Genomic DNA, 17,175 nt, shown 5'->3' on the forward strand with positions numbered 1-17,175 from the left:
GACACATGTATTTACATTGTTGCTGTGCACGCTGCACTGGCAAATCAACGCATGGTAACGAACTCTTCCGCGGCGGTCGGGTGGATCGCGACGGTGTTGTCGAAGTCTTTTTTGGTGGCACCCATCTTAATGGCCACGGCGAAGCCCTGCAGGATTTCGTCCATACCGAAGCCGATACCGTGCAGGCCGACGATCTTCTCTTCTTTGCCCACGCACACCAGTTTCATGCGGCACGGCTGGCGGTGCTGCGTTACGGCGCTGTACATGGCGGTGAAGGAAGATTTGTACACTTTCACGTTCTCTGCACCGAACTTCTCAATCGCTTCCGGTTCGGTCAGGCCAATGGTGCCGATCGGCGGGTGGCTGAAGACCACGGTAGCGATGTTGCTGTAATCCAGGTGCTCTTCCGGTTTGTTGTTAAACAGGCGCTCGGACAGGCGACGGCCGGCGGCCACGGCGACAGGCGTCAGTTCGACGGCACCGGTGTTATCACCCACGGCGTAAATACCCTTAACGTTGGTATTTTGGTATTTATCGACGTCGATATAGCCTTTTTCGTTGGTTTTCACCCCGGTTACGGCCAGGTTCAGGTTATCGGTCGCAGGTTCGCGGCCAATCGCCCATACCAGGCTGTCGACGGTGAATTCCTTGCCGTTTTCCAACTGCAACGTCAGGCTACCGTCAGCGTTTTTGACGATGGCTTTCGGTACCGATTCGGTGTGCAGGCTTGGCCCTTCGGTGTTCATCACTTCCACCAGGGTGTCGACAATCATCGGATCGAAGGTGCGCAGCGGTGCGTGTTTACGCACGAACAGGTGCGTTTCAGCCCCCAGCGCGTTCAATACACCGGCGATTTCCACCGCGATATAGCCCGCGCCGACAATGGCAACGCGTTTTGGCATGGCGTCCAGGTCGAAGAAGCCATCAGAATCGATACCGTATTCTGCACCCGGAATATTAGGGTGGCTCGGGCGGCCGCCGGTGGCGATCAGGATATGGTCGGCGGTGATTTTCTCACCGTTGACTTCCACCGTGTGCGCGTCGATAAAGCGTGCAAAACCTTTGATCACGTCGACTTTGTTTTTGCCGAGCACGTTGTCGTAAGACGTATGGATACGGTCGATATACGCGGTGCGGTTAGCGACCAGCTTTTTCCAGTCAAACGCGTTGACGGTGGTATCGAAGCCGTAATCTGGGCCGTACATATGGATGGCCTCGGCGATCTGCGCCGCGTGCCACATGACTTTTTTCGGTACACAACCCACGTTGACGCAGGTGCCGCCCAGTTCTTTGGCTTCAATCAATGCGCATTTCTGGCCATACATGGCTGCCCGGTTGATCGATGCGATGCCGCCGCTGCCGCCGCCAATTGCTAGATAATCGTAATGTTTGGTCATCTGGGATTTCCATGAATTGTGTGAATCGAAGAGCGTAAGAGTTTAACGCCTGATCCAGGTTTGTCGCAAAGGTTGCGTCGATGGTTGTGATAGGTCGGATAAAGGCGCGGCTGGCCGCGCCCCGGACGCTTATTCCGGTACCACCCAGTTCACCAAATGGTGGCCATGCCCTGACGGCACCAATATTTTGTGCAACCATGGCAGCACGTTTTTCATCTGTTGTTCCAGCTTCCATGGCGGGTTAATCACGATCATGCCAGAAGCCGTCATACCGCGTTGGTCACTGTCGGGTTTAACCGCCAGTTCGATCTGCAGAATATTGCGGATACCGGTAGCTTCCAGCTCTTTTAGCATGCGCTTGATCTGCTGGCGCATAACCACCGGATACCACAGCGCGTAGGTGCCGGTGGCAAAGCGCTTGTAGCCTTCCTGCAGGCCTTTGATCACGTCCTGGTAATCGGTTTTCATCTCGTACGGCGGGTCCATCAGGATCAGCCCACGGCGTGACAGGGGGGGCAACTGCGACTTCAACTGTTGGTAGCCATCGGCGCGTTGCACCTTGGCGCGTTCGTCCTTTTGGAACTCACCGCGCAGGAGCGGGTAGTCGCTCGGGTGCAGTTCTGTCAGGTGGATTTTATCCTGCGGGCGCAGCAATTCGCGGGCAATCAGCGGTGAGCCAGGGTAGTAGCGCAGCTTTTCGGTACGGTTAAAGTGGTGCACGACACGCATGTAGGCCGCCAGTTCTTCCGGCAGATCGTCTCGTTGCCACAGCAGACCGATGCCTTCCAGGTATTCCCCAGTGCGTTCGGCATGCTCACCGCTGAGCTGATAGCGCCCTGCGCCGGAATGGGTATCCAGATACAGGAAGGGCTTCTCTTTTTCTTTCAGCGACTCAATGATCAGGCTCTGAACGGTGTGCTTGAGGACGTCGGCGTGGTTGCCGGCGTGGAAACTGTGGCGGTAACTTAACATGGCTTGTGGTAATTCCTTGTGCTCCTGACGGAGCCGGCTGAACAGAATAAGGCTTATATTCTGCACAGTATAAACTGTCTGGGCGGGAAAAACTGAAATGCGTTACCGCAGACCCTCTATCAAGGAGCAGGGCAATGACTGAATCGGCAATTTTAGCTAATTATCCCGGCGCATCGCGCTGGTCATTCGGCGACAGCCCGGCACTGGCGGACGCGCTGTTGCAATTGGTGCTCGACGGCCAAAAAACCGCAACCTGTTGTTCATATGCCGCTTATCAACAAGAGCAGGCGCCGTTGGTCGGGGATTATAACGTCGTTCTTGATGGCCGCGGCAAACCGGCCTGCGTTATCAGGATCCTGTCCCTGAGGCGGGTTCGCTATGCCGATGTCACGGCCGAAATGGCGGCGTTGGAAGGCGAGGGTGATCAGAGCCTGGCGTTTTGGCGGCAGGAGCATCAGGCGTTTTTTACCCGGGAAGGCACCTTTTTGCCGCAGATGTGGCTGATGTTTCAACAGTTCGAGTTGGTTGACGTCCTAGAGTGATGCCGCAGGTGGCTCCAGGGCGGCAACCACCTGCTCGCGCAACCAGCTGTGGGCTGGGTCGAGGTGAGAACGTTCATGCCAGACCATCACCATGTCATAGCCTGGCAGTGCCAGCGGTGCTGGGCAGGTGCGCAGATCGCCCAGCAGTTCACCCAGCATGCGTGAAGGCAGCATGGCCACCATGTCGGATCTTGCCAGCAGCGTGGGGATAAACAGGAAGTGCGGCAGCGACATCACGACGCGCCGTGCTAATCCCTGCGCCTCCAACAGCGTGTCGATCAGGGTACGAAAACCGCCTCCGTCCTGTGAAACCATGACAAATTCAAGCTGGCAGAACTGCTCCAGCGAGGGCGGGGTTTGCAATAACGGATGGTCGCGACGGCCCACCAGCAGGTAGTTTTCGTGAAACAACGGGCGATGACGTAGCTCGGCAGGGGCTTCTTCACGGGCCAGAAAGCCCAGATCGATCACGCCGTCGGCCAGGTCGCGACTCATGGTTTTGGGTGAGGCTTCACGGATCGCCAGACGAGATTTCGGCGCTGCCAGCCGCAGTGTGGGCAGCATCGGCAGCAGAATGGCGTATTCGGCCGCGTCGGCGGCGGCCAGTTGCCAGGTCATTTCGGCCTGCAGCGGATCAAACGGCTGTTCTGCGGCCACTAAACGGCCGAGATCGGCCAGCGTTTGGCGCAGCGGCGTTAGCAGACCGAGTGCGCGTGCCGTGGGCAACATGCCGCGTGAGCCAGGCAGCAGCAGCGGATCATGGTAAATCTCGCGCAGTTTGGCGAGCTGAATGCTGACCGAAGGCTGGCTAAGATTAAGGCGTGCCGCCGCCCGCGTCACGTTACGTTCAGTGAGCAGCGCTTCCAGCGTGACCAACAAATTGAGATCGACTCGCTTTAAATTGTTGATAACTATCCCTCGTATTAAATCTATCAATTTCAACTATAGCGCTAATCCCCCTACCGTGAAATGGACGTCGGAAGAACCGACGAACAATGACGGATGATAAGGACGAGACGATGAAACTGAGCGAGTACGTTAACTACGATGCGTTGGGGTTGGCCGAACTGGTACAGCGCGGCGAAGTCAGTGCGCAAGAGTTGCAGCAGACGGCGCAGGCCGCCGTTGCGGCGGTAAACCCAAGAATTAATGCGGTGGTGGAACATTGGGTGCAGCCGCAGCCAGAGGGTGAAGGCCCACTGTCGGGCGTGCCTTTCCTGATTAAGGACATCGCCATCAGCATGGCCGGTAAGCGTCTGGAGCTGGGTAGCCGGTTGGCGCAGGGCAATATCGCAGCGGCAGACAGCCATCTGATGAGCAATATTCATCGCGCAGGGCTGGTGACTTTCGGTCGTACCACCACGCCGGAGATGGCGTTCAGCACCACCACCGAAGCGGTGCTTTACGGCGCGACGCGTAATCCCTGGAACCCGGATTTTAGCGCGGGTGGCTCCAGTGGGGGCGCCGGCGCGGCGGTTGCCGCCGGGATCGTGCCAATCGCTCATGCCACCGACGCCGCGGGATCGATCCGGGTTCCCGCCTCGTCAAATGGGCTATTTGGCCTCAAACCGACACGTGGGCGGGTATCCCATGGCCCGGCGATGGACGAAGTGTTCAACGGTTTTGGTGTTCAACTGGGGCTCAGCCGTACAGTGCGCGATAGCGCAGCGCTACTGGATGCCCTGCAGCATCCGCATCCCGGCGAACCCTATTACACGGCACCGCCAGGGCACACTTGGCTGTCACAGGTTACGTCCGAACCCGGCCGACTGCGTATTGGTATGATGACTCAGGCGTGGAATGGCGGGAAAACCGATCCGCAAATCGCCCAGGCCACGGCCAATACCGCCGTGCTGCTGGGTGAGTTGGGCCATCAGGTGAGCGAAGTCGACATGGCGATTGGCGTCAGTTGGCAGGCGTTGGTGTTCGCCAATGCGCAAATCTGGTGTGCCAATCTGGTGGGTTGGGTCGATGGCCTGAGCCAGGCGACAGGGCGGCCTGTATCAACCGACACGCTGGAGCCGGAAACGCTGGCCTGTTACCGCTACGGGCTGGCCGCTAGGGCGGTGGATATGGTGGCGGCGCTTGAGGTGCGTAACCGGGTGACCCGTGCCGTCGCGGCGTATTTTCAGCAGTACGACCTGCTGCTGACGCCGACCCTGCCTGACTTGCCTTGGCGGATCGGCCGTTACGGCACAGGGACGGCGGACATGAGCGGCCTGGAGTGGACGGCGCACTTATTCGATCACTCGCCTTTTACGCCGGTATTTAATGTGGCTGGTGTGCCTGCGATGTCAGTCCCCCTGGCGCACGATAAACAACATAACCTGCCGATAGGCATGCAATTTGTGGCCGGTTTTGGCCGTGAGGATCAGCTCTTGCAACTGGCAGGGCAACTGGAGCGGGCAGCGCCCTGGCATCATCGGTCTCCGGCCATTTGGGCAGGAAATGCAGGGGAATAGCAGTCAAAAGGCAAAATATCGGCTATGTTGCTGAAGGGCCTTTTACGGCGGGCCGTTGGCTCGCCGCTGCATTCAGGAGGGGACGATGAACTGCATATTTTGCGAAATGGTGGCGGGCAGGGTGCCGTGCCATAAAATCTGGGAGGACGATAACCATATGGCGTTCCTTTCCATCTACCCGAATACCGAGGGTTTCAGCGTGGTGATCCCCAAGGCGCATTATGAGAGCTACGCCTTTGCACTGCCGGATGAGGTGCTCAGCGAACTGATGCTGGCCACCAAGCGGGTCGCGCAATTGCTCGACCGGGCGTTTGACGACGTGGGGCGCTGCGGCATGGTATTTGAAGGCTTTGGCGTCGACCATGTGCATGCCAAGCTGATTCCGATGCACGGTACCGCTGTGCTGGCGGAGTGGCAACCGATTGAATCGAAATCAGTGAAGTTCTTCGAACGCTATGAAGGCTACCTGTCTTCCCACGACGCAGCGCGTGCCGATGACGAGCATCTGGCCGCGTTGGCAGCGCAGATCCGTGGTTATCAGGACTGAATCGATGGATAGGTTTATAGGGCGGCTGTGTGCGGCCCTGTTTTGTCTGGCTGCGTTTCAGGTTCAGGCAATGGAGAGTTGCACGACCAATAAGCAGGGCAATCCTCCGCATAAACTGTCTGTTGATCTCTCCGCCGTCCCCGAGCCAGCGCTACAGACGAATACTGAACCAGGATATAGGGTGTTGTGTTTTGACGTTGATGCCGCGGGCAAGGTACAAAATATCCGGGTGATGGAGGCGCAGTCTGAGCGCGAGTTTGATAATGAAGTGTTTATTGCGATGAGCAAATGGCGCTTCCAGGCCAACAAGCCGTTCAAAGACCACCGCATAACCGTTCGTTTTAGCCGCGATGAAAAAGCCAAAGTGAGGCTAAGTGCTGTACCGTTCCGTTAGACGGCACTATCTATCAACGCCCGCCCATTGATTTTCCTGCTCCTTGGCTCCATGTTAGATATTCATACGCATTTTAAGGCCTGCCCGTTGCGGCGGGCCCCAACGCTAATCAGGACTGCCCTATGACAAATCCGTTGCTGACCCCGTTTTCCCTGCCGCCGTTTTCCGCCATTCGCCCTGAAGATATCGTGCCTGCGGTGCAATCCGCGTTGGCCGATTGCCGCGCTGCGGTAGAGCGCGTTGTCGCGCAGCCGGGGCCATTCACCTGGGATAACCTGTGTCAGCCGCTGGCGGAGTCTGACGATCGCCTGTCGCGCATCTGGTCGCCGATTGGGCATCTGAATTCGGTAAAAAACAGCCCGGAGCTTCGCGCGGCCTATGAGCAGGCGTTGCCGTTGCTGTCTGAGTACGGCACCTGGGTTGGGCAGCATGAAGGCTTGTACCAGGCTTATCGCAGCCTGAAAGAAGGGGCGGCATTCAATGACCTGAGTGCGCCACAGCGTAAGTCGGTAGAAAATGCGCTGCGTGATTTTGAATTGTCAGGCATCGGCCTGTCACCGGAAAAACAGCGTCGCTACGGCGAGATCGTCGCGCGTCTGTCCGAACTGGGTTCCACATACAGCAACAATGTTCTCGACGCGACGATGGGCTGGAGCAAGCTTATCACTGATAAAGCTGAGCTGAGCGGCCTGCCGGAAAGCGCATTGGCTCAGGCGCAGGCCAAAGAGCAGGACGGCTGGTTGTTGACGCTGGATATGCCGAGCTATTTGCCCGTGCTCACCTACGGCGACAACCGTGCACTGCGTGAAGAGATGTATCGCGCGTTTGCTACCCGTGCTTCCGATCAGGGGCCGAATGCCGGCAAGTGGGACAACAGCGACGTGATGGCGGAAACGCTGGCGCTGCGCCATGAACTGGCCCAGTTGTTGGGCTTTGACAGCTACGCCGACAAGTCGTTGGCGACCAAAATGGCCGAAAACCCGGAGCAGGTGCTCGGTTTCCTGAACGATCTGGCCAAACGTGCCCGTCCCCAGGCTGAGCAAGAGCTGGCTCAACTGCGTGCCTTCGCCAAACAACATTACGGTGTGGATGAGCTGGAAGCCTGGGACATCACCTATTACGGCGAAAAGCAGAAGCAACATCTGTTCTCGATCAGCGACGAGCAACTGCGCCCGTACTTCCCGGAACAGCGCGTGGTGGAAGGGCTGTTCGAAGTGGTTAAACGTATTTACGGCATCACTGCCAAAGAGCGCAAGGATGTGGATACCTGGCATCCAGAGGTCCGCTTCTTTGACCTGTTCGACGCGAGCGGCGAGCTGCGCGGTAGCTTCTATCTTGACCTGTACGCACGCGAGAACAAGCGCGGTGGGGCATGGATGGACGACTGTGTCGGCAGCCTGCGCAAGGCCAACGGCGAGTTGCAAAAACCGGTTGCTTACCTGACCTGTAACTTCAACCGGCCGCTGGGCGACAAGCCAGCGCTGTTCACGCATAACGAAGTGACTACGTTGTTCCATGAGTTTGGTCACGGTCTGCACCATATGCTGACTCAGATCGACACTGCGGGCGTTTCCGGCATCAGCGGTGTGCCATGGGATGCCGTCGAACTGCCGAGCCAGTTTATGGAAAACTGGTGCTGGGAGCCGGAAGCGCTGGCGTTTATCTCAGGTCATTACCAGAGTGGTGAGCCGTTGCCGAAAGAGATGCTCGACAAGCTGCTGGCCGCCAAAAACTACCAGGCGGCGCTGTTCATTCTGCGTCAGTTGGAATTCGGTCTGTTCGATTTCCGCATGCACGCCGAATACAACCCTTCACGGGGCGCACAGATCTTGCCAACACTGGCGGAAGTGAAAAAAAGGGTGGCGGTCGTGCCTTCACCAAGCTGGGGCCGTTTCCCGCATGCTTTCAGCCATATCTTTGCCGGTGGTTACGCAGCGGGTTACTACAGCTACCTGTGGGCGGAAGTGCTGTCGGCCGATGCGTATTCGCGCTTTGAAGAAGAGGGGATTTTCAACGCCGAAACCGGCAAGTCCTTCCTCGACAACATCCTGTCGCGCGGCGGTTCTGAAGAGCCGATGGAACTGTTCAAACGCTTCCGTGGCCGTGAGCCGCAGCTGGATGCTATGCTGCGCCATTACGGCATTAAAGGATAACCCCACCGGTGAGCGTGTGTTTATTGTGTGAAGAAGGCGCCGATCCCGGCGCCTTGTCTATTCTGGCGGAACGCTGGCAGTTAACCTCGGACGACGACGCGCTGATGGCGCTGGTATTGACGCCTGAACGGTTGGAGCTGCGTAAGCGTGACGAACCCAAACTCGGGGCGATCTACGTCGATTTCATTTCCGGCGCTATGGCGCATCGGCGCAAATTTGGCGGCGGACGGGGTGAAGCTGTGGCGAAGGCCGTCGGCATCAAGGGCAGCTATCTGCCGGACGTGGTGGACGCCACTGCCGGTCTGGGGCGCGATGCTTTTGTGCTGGCGTCGCTGGGCTGCAAGGTGCGGATGCTGGAACGTAACCCTGTGGTGGCGGCATTGCTGGACGATGGCCTACAGCGCGGCTATCAGGATGCGGAAATCGGCCCGTGGTTGCGTGAGCGTATGACGTTGTTGCACGCTTCCAGCCTGACGGCGCTGGGTGATATTGAGCCACGGCCGGAGGTCGTGTATCTGGACCCGATGTACCCGCACAAGCAGAAGAGTGCGCTGGTGAAGAAAGAAATGCGGGTATTCCAGTCGCTGGTGGGCAGCGACGATGACGCCGATGGCCTGCTGGAACCGGCACGCCGTTTGGCGACCAAGCGCGTAGTGGTAAAGCGCCCGGATTACGCCCCGCCGTTGGCTAACGTGCCGGCGCATGCGGCTTCGACCACCAAGAGTCACCGTTTCGATATTTATATGCCCTATCCACGGTAATTTGGACGCAGCATGCTGCGTCCCTGCAAGCCGCCTTGATACAACGCCAATTATTTAGGGCATAGAGGGCGAAATAGGGAGGTATTCATTGATCCACCTCCCAATTTTATTTTTTACCTTGCAAAGATACTAGCAAGCTTGTGTTCCAGATCGCATGATTCCTTTTCATTTCCCTTCCTATAATTAGATAAATATGAAGAAGACACTCCTTGCCGCTTTGCTATGCCTGGGTACCTCTGCGATGGCCTCTGAACCTGTCAATATCACCATTCTTGGCACGTCTGATCTGCACGGCACCTTTGTGCCCTGGGATTACTCAACCGATACCGAAAACCTGGCCGGCAGCCTGAGCCAAATTGCGACTCAGGTGCATCAGGTGCGCGCTCAGCAGCCGAATGTGATCCTGGTCGATGCTGGCGATACCCTTCAGGGTAACTTTGTCGAAACCTTTAAGAACGATAAAACCAGCCCGATGATCCTCGGCTTTAACGCGCTCAACTACGACGTTTGGGTGATGGGTAACCATGAATTCGATTTTGGCCTCAAACCCCTTTCCACCTCACTGAACCAGTTCAAGGGCACGGCATTGGCCGGTAACATTCTGTGGGACAGCGGTAAACCCTACCTGCCGGCGTATAAAATCATTGAACGCCAAGGCGTGAAAATCGGGATTATCGGCATGGATACGCCGATGACCGCGGAATTTGCCAAGGGCACTGACCGGGTGAAAGGGCTCAACTTTACCGACCCAGTGCAGGCGGTAAAGCAGGTGATTCAGCAGATTCAGGGTGAAGTAGATGCCATTGTGCTGGTCGCGCACATGGGGATCGACAACGAAAACCAACGCCCAGGCACCGGTGTGGGCGACATTGCTCGCGCTAACCCGGAACTGGCGGCGATTGTTGCCGGGCATATGCACGTGAAAGTCGATAAAGACGTGATCAACGGCGTGATCGTTACCGAGCCGGACAAATATGGCCGCGCACTGTCGCGTATTGATTTACAGTTTGAGCAGCACAACGGCAAGTATGTGCTGATCAACAAAGACAGTTATACCTACCCGATCAAAGGCATCACGTCGGATAAAAAGCTGGAAGAGATTTACCGGCCGTACCACAAGATTCTGCGAGCGAACGCCAACCGACCTATTGCTCAACTGACCGGCCAGGATCTGGTACCACCGGATGCGATAAAGGGGATTCCGCAGGTTCATGTGCAGGACACCGGCATCAGCAAACTGTATCAGGAAGCCAGCCGTTACTATGCGCCTAAGGCGCAGGTGATTGCGTTGCAGATTGATAACGACCGACCAAAATTGAACGTCGGTACGATCACGGCCAAAGACATCGCTTTTAACTACCAGTATGCCGGCGGTGAGATCACCGTCTATCAACTCAGCGGTAAAGAATTGAAGAAGTACATGGAATGGTCGGCAGGTTACTTTAACCAACTGCATGATGGCGATGTGACTTACAGCTTCAACCCGCAGCGTCGTGCGTCAAAATACTCCACCAATGATTTCTTCGATGGCGTGACCTACAAAATCGACCTGCGCCAACCGGCCGGGCAGCGTATCCGCGATCTGCGCATGGCCGACGGCACGCCAGTGACCGACAGCACGCCGATCCGTCTGGGCATGAACAGTTACCGCATGGGGCACCTGACGCAAAAAGGCGGTGCGTTGGAAGGCATGCAGTTCCCGGTCCTGTCGGACAGCAAGGTGGAATACGGCGAAGAGGCAGGCACCATCCGCAATCTGACTATCCGTTATTTGACCGAGGTGAAAAAAGGTCAGTATCAGGGACAGGCGGTGCAGCGCTGGCAGTTGGTTGGGCTGGAAGGTTATGACCGTGAGCGTAAAATCGTCGAAAAGCTGCTGAACGACGGCAAAATCAGCGTGCCAACCAGCGAAGATGGGCGTTACGGTAATGTCGCGTCATTCAACGTGAAACAGCTACTGATCGGTGAGCCACAAGCACGCCAACAGCAACAGGCAGCGTTGAAGGCACAGTTAGCCACCGCCAGCGATCCGGTGGAGAAAAAACGTCTGAGCGATCGGTTAGTGATTATTGAAGCGATTAATAAGGCCTGATAGTTGCAGGCTCAGCATGCGTAGGGGCTCAGCATGCTGAGCCCACATCATACCGACTAAAGCTTAATTCCCCTCCAGCAGGCGCTTGCCGACGTCCCCTCCAGGGTGTACCGCCAGCAGCGTTTCTTTGTCGTAGCCACTGCGTTCCATCAGGCAGGCGCAGGCAGCATCGAAAATTGCCAATACCAGCACGATAGAGGTCGTTGCCAGCATATTCAGCGGATCTATTTCATTTTCCACGCCTGTGCTTATCACCAATGGCGAGGCTTTGGCGATCGCCGAATCCGGGTTTTCCGTCACGCCAATCAGCGGTACGCCCTTGGCTTGCAACGTGGGTAACAGGCGGGTCAGTTCGTCGGAATTGCCCCCGCGTGAAATCAAAATCATCAGATCATCACTGCGCAGAAAACCCAGATCGCCGTGTGCCGCGTCGGTGGGATTGAGATAAATGGCCGGTCGTTCCACGCAGGCCAGCATATGGGCAATCTTGCGCGCCGCGATGCCGGAAGTGCCGACGCCAGTGACCACAATTTTGCCCTGACACTCCGCCAACAACGTCAGCAACTTTTGCCAGGTCTGCGCGTCGATGCGTTGTCCCAACTGGGCCAGCTCCTGGCTGTAGATTGCCCAGGCCTCAGTTGCCCGCTGCCATTCCTGTTGCATCAGGCATCCTCCTGCATCAGTTGGCGGTATTTCATATGGTCGTTATACAACTCATGGAACACGCGGTATTTACGGTCATAGTATTGTTTGATTTTGTTGGTTTGCGGCGTGACGGTTTTACCGATACGGCTCATGGCGCTCATCGCTTCTGGCAGGGTATCGAATACCCCGGCGGCCACGGTTCCCATCATTGCGCCGCCCAACAGCATCGCCTCGCTCTCTTCCGGCAACAGCATGGCGCAGCCGGTGGCATTGGCATGTTCCTGCACGAAGATTGGGTTCTTGGTGCCGCCACCGCTGGCCATGATGGTATCGATGCTGTAACCGCTTTGATTCATGGTTTCAATAATATGGCGAGTGCCGAGCGCAATGGCCTGGATCGTTGCCAGATAATGCAGCGCCATGTCTTCCGGCGTGCGGGACAGTTTTAGCCCGGTCAGGGTGCCGGTCAGCGTCGGATTGGCGCGCGGCGAGCGGTTGCCGTGGAAATACGGCAGCATATGAATGTCTTTGGTCAGGTAGGCAATATCCTCCGGCTCGCCAGCCATACGGCGCAGCAGGGCGTTCAGCACTTCATAGATGGTCTGACCCTGCGTTTTTGCCTGCGCCAACAGTTCCTGATAACACGGGTGCGACTGGATGACGTGGTCAATCAGTGCACCGGTGGCGGACTGGCCGCCTTCATTCAACCAGTATTCCGGCAGAATGGCCGAGTAATAGGGCCCCCACACGCCGGGAATAAACCGGGCGGTGCGTGACATGGCCATATGGCCGGTGGAGGTGCCGCCGATCAGTGCGACGCGGCGATTAAAGTCTGCCACTTCACCGGAGGCTCCGGTGGCGCCCAGCGTGCCGAGGGTGCCGGCATGGGCATCGATAATCGACACGCTGACCGCCGTGCCGGCGATCAGCCCCATTTCACTGGCGGCACGCTGAGTCAGGCCGTGGCCGAGCGGTTCGCCCATCATTTTGACGTCGCTGCCGATTTTGGCCGCATCGTGCTCTAGCACGTCCTCCAACCCAATTTGTTTGAAATAGCTTTTGTCCCAGCGCTGTTCATGACCAAGATAAGTCCATTTACATACCGTCGAACACAGCGAACGGGTGGCGTCCTGGGTGGCACGCCAGGTGAGGAAGTCCGGCAGGTCGAACAGGTAACCCGCATTGGCCCAGGTGGTCGGCATGTGCTGCTTCAACCACAGCATTTTGGGGGTCTGCATCTCCGGCGAAATGATGCCGCCGACGAAATCCAGCACCCGGTGTTTGGTGGCGTTAATACGCTCGGCCTGAGTGATGGCCCGGTGATCCATCCACACAATAATATTCTGTTCGGTACGGCCGGATGGGCTGACGGTCAGCGGTTGGCCTTCTTTGTCCAGCACCACCAGAGAGCAGGTGGCGTCAAAGCCCAACCCTTTGACCTGAATGGGGTTGATGTCGGCCTGGTTGACCGCATCACGCACTGCGTTGCAAACTGCCTGCCAGATATTGTCAGATGACTGCTCAACAAAGTCCGCCTTCGGGCGGTACAAATCGATAGCCCGGCTGGCCTGCCCGACCATGTGGCCATTGAGATCGAACACCCCTGCGCGCGCACTTCCGGTGCCTACGTCTACGCCAATAAAATAGCTCGCCATTATTTTTCTCCTAAAGGTTGTGTCCGCAACCTAAACTTTTCGATTCTGTAACGCGATAAACAAGATCAGCACCGCACCCCACAGGGCCATGGTCAGATAGCTGCTGACGCCCAACAGGTTGAGACCGCTTTCCAGCATTTGCAGCACGATCAGCGCCAGCACCAGGCCGAGCACCCGACCAAACCCGCCGTCTGGGTTAATGCCGCCCAGCACCGAAGCCAGAATGGTCACCAACAGGTAGGATTCGCCGTAACCGGCCTTGGCCGAGTTGAACTTGGCCATCATCAGCAGCGCCGCGCCCCAACCGAGCAGGGCGGACAGGATATAGACCGCGATTTGCACTCTGGCCGTGTTCACCCCGCTAAAACGGGTGGCTTGCTCGTTGGAGCCGATTAAATACAGGCTTCGCCCCAGCGTGGTGTGTTCCAGCAGCAGCCACAGGCCAACGGCGACCAGCAGGAACAGCAGCAGCGCCACCGGGATGCCGAGCAGGCTGCCATTACCCAGATACTGAATCGCTGCCGGGAAGCCGGAGATCACCGCCCCGTTGGACAGCAATATATTCAGGCCGGTGATCAGCGTCATGGTGCCGAGCGATGCGAGAATCGGCGAAACGCCGATCCAGGCCACCAGCACACCGTTAAGTGCACCAATGGCGACGGCAACCAGCAGCCCGGCCAGCAGGGCTAGCACCAGGAACAGGGGGTGATCCGGATGGCTGACGATAATGGCAGCCATCACCAGTGAGCAGGCGTTGGCACCGGCGATAATCGACAAGTTGATGCCGCCGGTCAGCATGGTAATGCCCATGCCGAGCGCCAGCATGCCGAGGATCGGTAACTGCGAGGCGATCGACTGGAAATTGCCGAGACTGAAGAAGCGCGATCCAAGCAGCCCGGCGAACAGCAGCGCCACAACGACAATGATCGCACTCTGCAGGCGGATGATCCGATCGTTCGGGATCAGGCGGGTTAACTGAGTCATGTCATAGCTCCTTGGCCAGCTTACGTTTTTCATTCCAGGCGGTGCTGCTGATGCTGATCAAAATGATCGCGCCGCTGAACACCTGGTGCCAATAGGCCGATACGCTGAGCAGCGTCAAACCGTTCTGCAGGAAAGCCAGCAGTACCACACCGAGCAGCGTGCCGGTCAGTGAACCGCGACCGCCCGTCATGCTGGTACCGCCCAGCACCACCGCCGCCAGCACCGTCAACTCAAAGCCGAGCAGGGAGTTGGGCGCCACCGACTGGGTGATCTGTGCCTGCACCACGGCGGCGATGCCTGCCAGAATGCCCATGTAGCCGTAAACGTAGAAATGCAACCGCAGCAGGTTTAGCCCCAGGCGCGACGCGGCATCGCGGTTGCCGCCCATGGCGAAGATCTGGCGACCAAGGCGAGTAAAGTTCATCAGCACGCCAGTGACGATAATCACCGCCAGCAGGCACAGTAGCGGCAGCGTCAGGCCATAGTCATAGCCGTCACTCCCCTGGAACGAAAACCAGCTGATGCCATCCATAAACCAGTTGGGGAAACCGTATAACCAGGTACCCTTGGTGGCATACACCAACAGGCCGTAGAACAGGTTCAGTGTGGCAATGGTGATGATGATCGCCGGCACCTTCAGCCAGTAAACCAGAAAACCGTTCACCAGGCCCAGCAGCAAGCCGACGCCGATCGCCAGGCCAAAGGCCAATGGGAAGCCGCCGCCGTGCTGAATCACCCAACTGGCCATCACATACTGGGCGATGGCGGTGATGGCCGGGAACGAAATATCGATACCCCCGGCAATCAACACCACGAAAAGGCCGCAGGCGAGGATGCCGAGAATGGCATAGCTGGTGGCAACATCGGTCAGGTTGCCCAGCGTCAGAAATTCGCTGGTGCTGACGCTCAGGCCAATGGCCAGCAGTAACACCAACAAGCCAAGGTAAAACTCGTGCCGGCCAGCCAGGCGGGCCAGTAATGACTTATCCATTCACCACCTCGGCGATCTGTTGTTCGGTACTCTGGTGCGGCGAAAATTCGGCGATCAGCTCGCCTTTACGCATCACCATCACCCGATGGCTGTTGTAGTAGGCTTCTGGGATCTCATCGCAGATCATCAGTACGGCCATGCCGAGTGCGGCCAGATCTTTGGCGATCTGGTAGATCCCCTCTTTGTTAGCGATATCGACCCCCACGGTGGGGGAATCGAGGATCAAAATCTTCGGTTTGGTCGCGACCCACTTGGCGATAGCGATGCGTTGGGCATTGCCGCCTGACAGGGTTTTGACCGGCAACGCGCTGTCGGAAACTTTAATGTTCAGATCGCGGATCAGCCGATTGACCAACTCGGTGGCTTTGGCGTGATCCAGCAGCCCGAGTGAGGTGTGCAATTGATCAAACACCGTGACGATGGTGTTGTCGTAGATCGACTGATCCATGATCAGCCCTTGCGTCAGGCGATCCTCAGACACATAGCCGATCCCATGACGTACAGCTTCGCGGTTGTTATGCAGTTGCACCGGCTGGCCGCCTATCCTGATTTCACCGCTGTCGGGACGCGTCATGCCGAAGAGGCTAAGGCACAGCTCGGTACGGCCCGCGCCAAGTAACCCGACGATCGAGACGATCTCGCCGCCGTGGAGTGACAGATTAATCGCCTGATATTTTCCTTGCCGGCTCAGGTTGCGAACCTCAAGCAAGGGGGCGCCGTCGGTCGGTGGCAGCGCGGGCAGTTGGCTGTAGTGGAAGCGTTGGCCGGTCATCAGGAACGCCAGCTCATGGCTGTCCAGCTGGCTTGCCGGGTAAGTGCCGACCAGCTTACCGTCGCGCATTACGCTGATACGGTCGGCGACTTCCATCACTTCGTCCAGTCGGTGGCTGACAAACACCACGCAGATGCCTGCTGCTTTCAGCTCGTTAACGACCCGCAGCAGGCCGTCGACCTCTTGGCGTGTGAGTGAGGCAGTGGGTTCATCCATGATCACCAGCCGTGCTTCGGCGGCAATGGCGCGGCAAATCGCCACCAGTTGGCGGTCGGCAATCGACAGTTTTTCGACTTTCGCGTCGGGATCGATATGCACGCCGACGCGTGCCATGGCGTCCAGTGCCGTCTGGCGCATAACCCGTTTTCGCACCCAGAAATGGCCGCCCGGCAGATAACGGTGAATGGCGATATTTTCCGCCACGGTCAGGTTGGGGAATAAAGACAGATCTTGATAAATCACCTGAATACCGTAATAGCCAGACAACTGCGGTGTCAGGGAATGAAAGAGTTTTCCTTCCAACGAAATATTGGCGCCTTTTTCCGGCTGATAAACGCCGGAAATAATTTTAATTATGGTGCTTTTGCCACAGCCATTTTGTCCGGCCAGGCAGTGCACTTCGCCAATATTTAGCGTCAGGTTGATCTGGTCCAATGCCAGCACCCCTGGGAATTTTTTACTGATATTCTCCAGGGTAATAAATGCGGAGGATGTAGCCATAGCGTTAACCTGTGCAGGTTTTTATTATTGTCGGGCGCGGTAGGCTGCGCACCGACGTTATTTAATAACTTTCCCGGTGTGGCGTAAT

General features: G+C 57.3%; 15 protein-coding genes. 7 read left to right on the top strand and 8 right to left on the bottom strand.

What is annotated here, in order from left to right; translation table 11 throughout:
- Nucleotides 1–44: 44 nt before the first annotated feature.
- Both gorA and ACI2J2_RS21240 read right to left on the bottom strand, forming a co-directional pair.
- Nucleotides 45–1,397, bottom strand: a complete 1,353-nt coding sequence (gene gorA / locus ACI2J2_RS21235) for a glutathione-disulfide reductase (protein WP_404760806.1) — start codon at nt 1,395–1,397, stop codon at nt 45–47.
- Nucleotides 1,398–1,526: 129 nt separating this feature from the next.
- On the bottom strand, nt 1,527–2,369 hold the full coding sequence (locus ACI2J2_RS21240; protein ID WP_209639355.1) for a 23S rRNA (adenine(2030)-N(6))-methyltransferase RlmJ: 843 nt from the start codon (nt 2,367–2,369) through the stop codon (nt 1,527–1,529).
- Nucleotides 2,370–2,503: 134 nt separating this feature from the next.
- On the opposite strand from ACI2J2_RS21240, the gene ACI2J2_RS21245 reads away from it, so the two are divergent.
- The gene (locus tag ACI2J2_RS21245) at nt 2,504–2,911 is read left to right on the top strand and encodes an ASCH domain-containing protein (RefSeq protein WP_404760807.1); all 408 of its coding nucleotides are present in this window, start codon (nt 2,504–2,506) and stop codon (nt 2,909–2,911) included.
- On the opposite strand, the gene ACI2J2_RS21250 is transcribed toward ACI2J2_RS21245, so the two are convergent.
- Entirely contained in the window at nt 2,903–3,820 is a 918-nt protein-coding gene (locus ACI2J2_RS21250; RefSeq protein WP_404760852.1) for a LysR family transcriptional regulator, read from the bottom strand. The two genes, ACI2J2_RS21245 and ACI2J2_RS21250, sit on opposite strands and share 9 nt — an antisense overlap.
- 110 nt (nt 3,821–3,930) lie before the next feature.
- On the opposite strand from ACI2J2_RS21250, the gene ACI2J2_RS21255 reads away from it, so the two are divergent.
- From ACI2J2_RS21255 to ACI2J2_RS21280, 6 genes are all read left to right on the top strand, one after another.
- Nucleotides 3,931–5,373 carry an amidase gene (locus tag ACI2J2_RS21255; protein ID WP_404760808.1) on the top strand — a complete coding sequence of 481 codons (1,443 nt, stop codon included), beginning with the start codon at nt 3,931–3,933 and terminating at the stop codon, nt 5,371–5,373.
- A gap of 85 nt (nt 5,374–5,458) precedes the next feature.
- On the top strand, nt 5,459–5,920 hold the full coding sequence (locus tag ACI2J2_RS21260; RefSeq protein ID WP_404760809.1) for an HIT family protein: 462 nt from the start codon (nt 5,459–5,461) through the stop codon (nt 5,918–5,920).
- A gap of 4 nt (nt 5,921–5,924) precedes the next feature.
- The gene (locus ACI2J2_RS21265; protein ID WP_404760810.1) at nt 5,925–6,314 is read left to right on the top strand and encodes a TonB family protein; all 390 of its coding nucleotides are present in this window, start codon (nt 5,925–5,927) and stop codon (nt 6,312–6,314) included.
- Between the two features lie 122 nt (nt 6,315–6,436).
- Nucleotides 6,437–8,467 carry an oligopeptidase A gene (prlC, locus tag ACI2J2_RS21270; protein WP_404760811.1) on the top strand — a complete coding sequence of 677 codons (2,031 nt, stop codon included), beginning with the start codon at nt 6,437–6,439 and terminating at the stop codon, nt 8,465–8,467.
- A gap of 8 nt (nt 8,468–8,475) precedes the next feature.
- Nucleotides 8,476–9,228: a 16S rRNA (guanine(1516)-N(2))-methyltransferase RsmJ gene (gene rsmJ / locus ACI2J2_RS21275; protein WP_209639340.1), complete on the top strand. Its 753-nt coding sequence runs from the start codon at nt 8,476–8,478 to the stop codon at nt 9,226–9,228.
- 193 nt (nt 9,229–9,421) lie between these two features.
- On the top strand, nt 9,422–11,320 hold the full coding sequence (locus tag ACI2J2_RS21280; protein WP_265556073.1) for a bifunctional UDP-sugar hydrolase/5'-nucleotidase: 1,899 nt from the start codon (nt 9,422–9,424) through the stop codon (nt 11,318–11,320).
- A gap of 63 nt (nt 11,321–11,383) precedes the next feature.
- On the opposite strand, the gene ACI2J2_RS21285 is transcribed toward ACI2J2_RS21280, so the two are convergent.
- From ACI2J2_RS21285 to ACI2J2_RS21305, 5 genes are read right to left on the bottom strand one after another with little or no spacing between them, the layout of a single operon-like run.
- The gene (locus ACI2J2_RS21285) at nt 11,384–11,983 is read right to left on the bottom strand and encodes an SIS domain-containing protein (protein ID WP_265556072.1); all 600 of its coding nucleotides are present in this window, start codon (nt 11,981–11,983) and stop codon (nt 11,384–11,386) included.
- Nucleotides 11,983–13,620, bottom strand: coding sequence for an FGGY-family carbohydrate kinase (locus ACI2J2_RS21290; RefSeq protein ID WP_209639331.1), 1,638 nt, complete (start codon nt 13,618–13,620; stop codon nt 11,983–11,985). The genes ACI2J2_RS21285 and ACI2J2_RS21290 overlap by 1 nt, the downstream gene beginning before the upstream one ends.
- Before the next feature lie 30 nt (nt 13,621–13,650).
- The gene (locus ACI2J2_RS21295) at nt 13,651–14,604 is read right to left on the bottom strand and encodes an ABC transporter permease (protein WP_209639328.1); all 954 of its coding nucleotides are present in this window, start codon (nt 14,602–14,604) and stop codon (nt 13,651–13,653) included.
- 1 nt (nt 14,605) lies between these two features.
- Complete coding sequence (locus ACI2J2_RS21300; protein WP_404760812.1) at nt 14,606–15,595, bottom strand: ABC transporter permease; 990 nt, start codon at nt 15,593–15,595, stop codon at nt 14,606–14,608.
- A complete protein-coding gene (locus ACI2J2_RS21305; RefSeq protein WP_404760813.1) occupies nt 15,588–17,087 on the bottom strand; it encodes a sugar ABC transporter ATP-binding protein in 1,500 nt (499 codons plus the stop codon). Before ACI2J2_RS21305 ends, ACI2J2_RS21300 begins: the two co-directional genes overlap by 8 nt.
- Nucleotides 17,088–17,175: the final 88 nt, after the last annotated feature.

Source organism: Serratia sp. NPDC087055 (assembly GCF_044900985.1).
Classification (GTDB): domain Bacteria; phylum Pseudomonadota; class Gammaproteobacteria; order Enterobacterales; family Enterobacteriaceae; genus Serratia.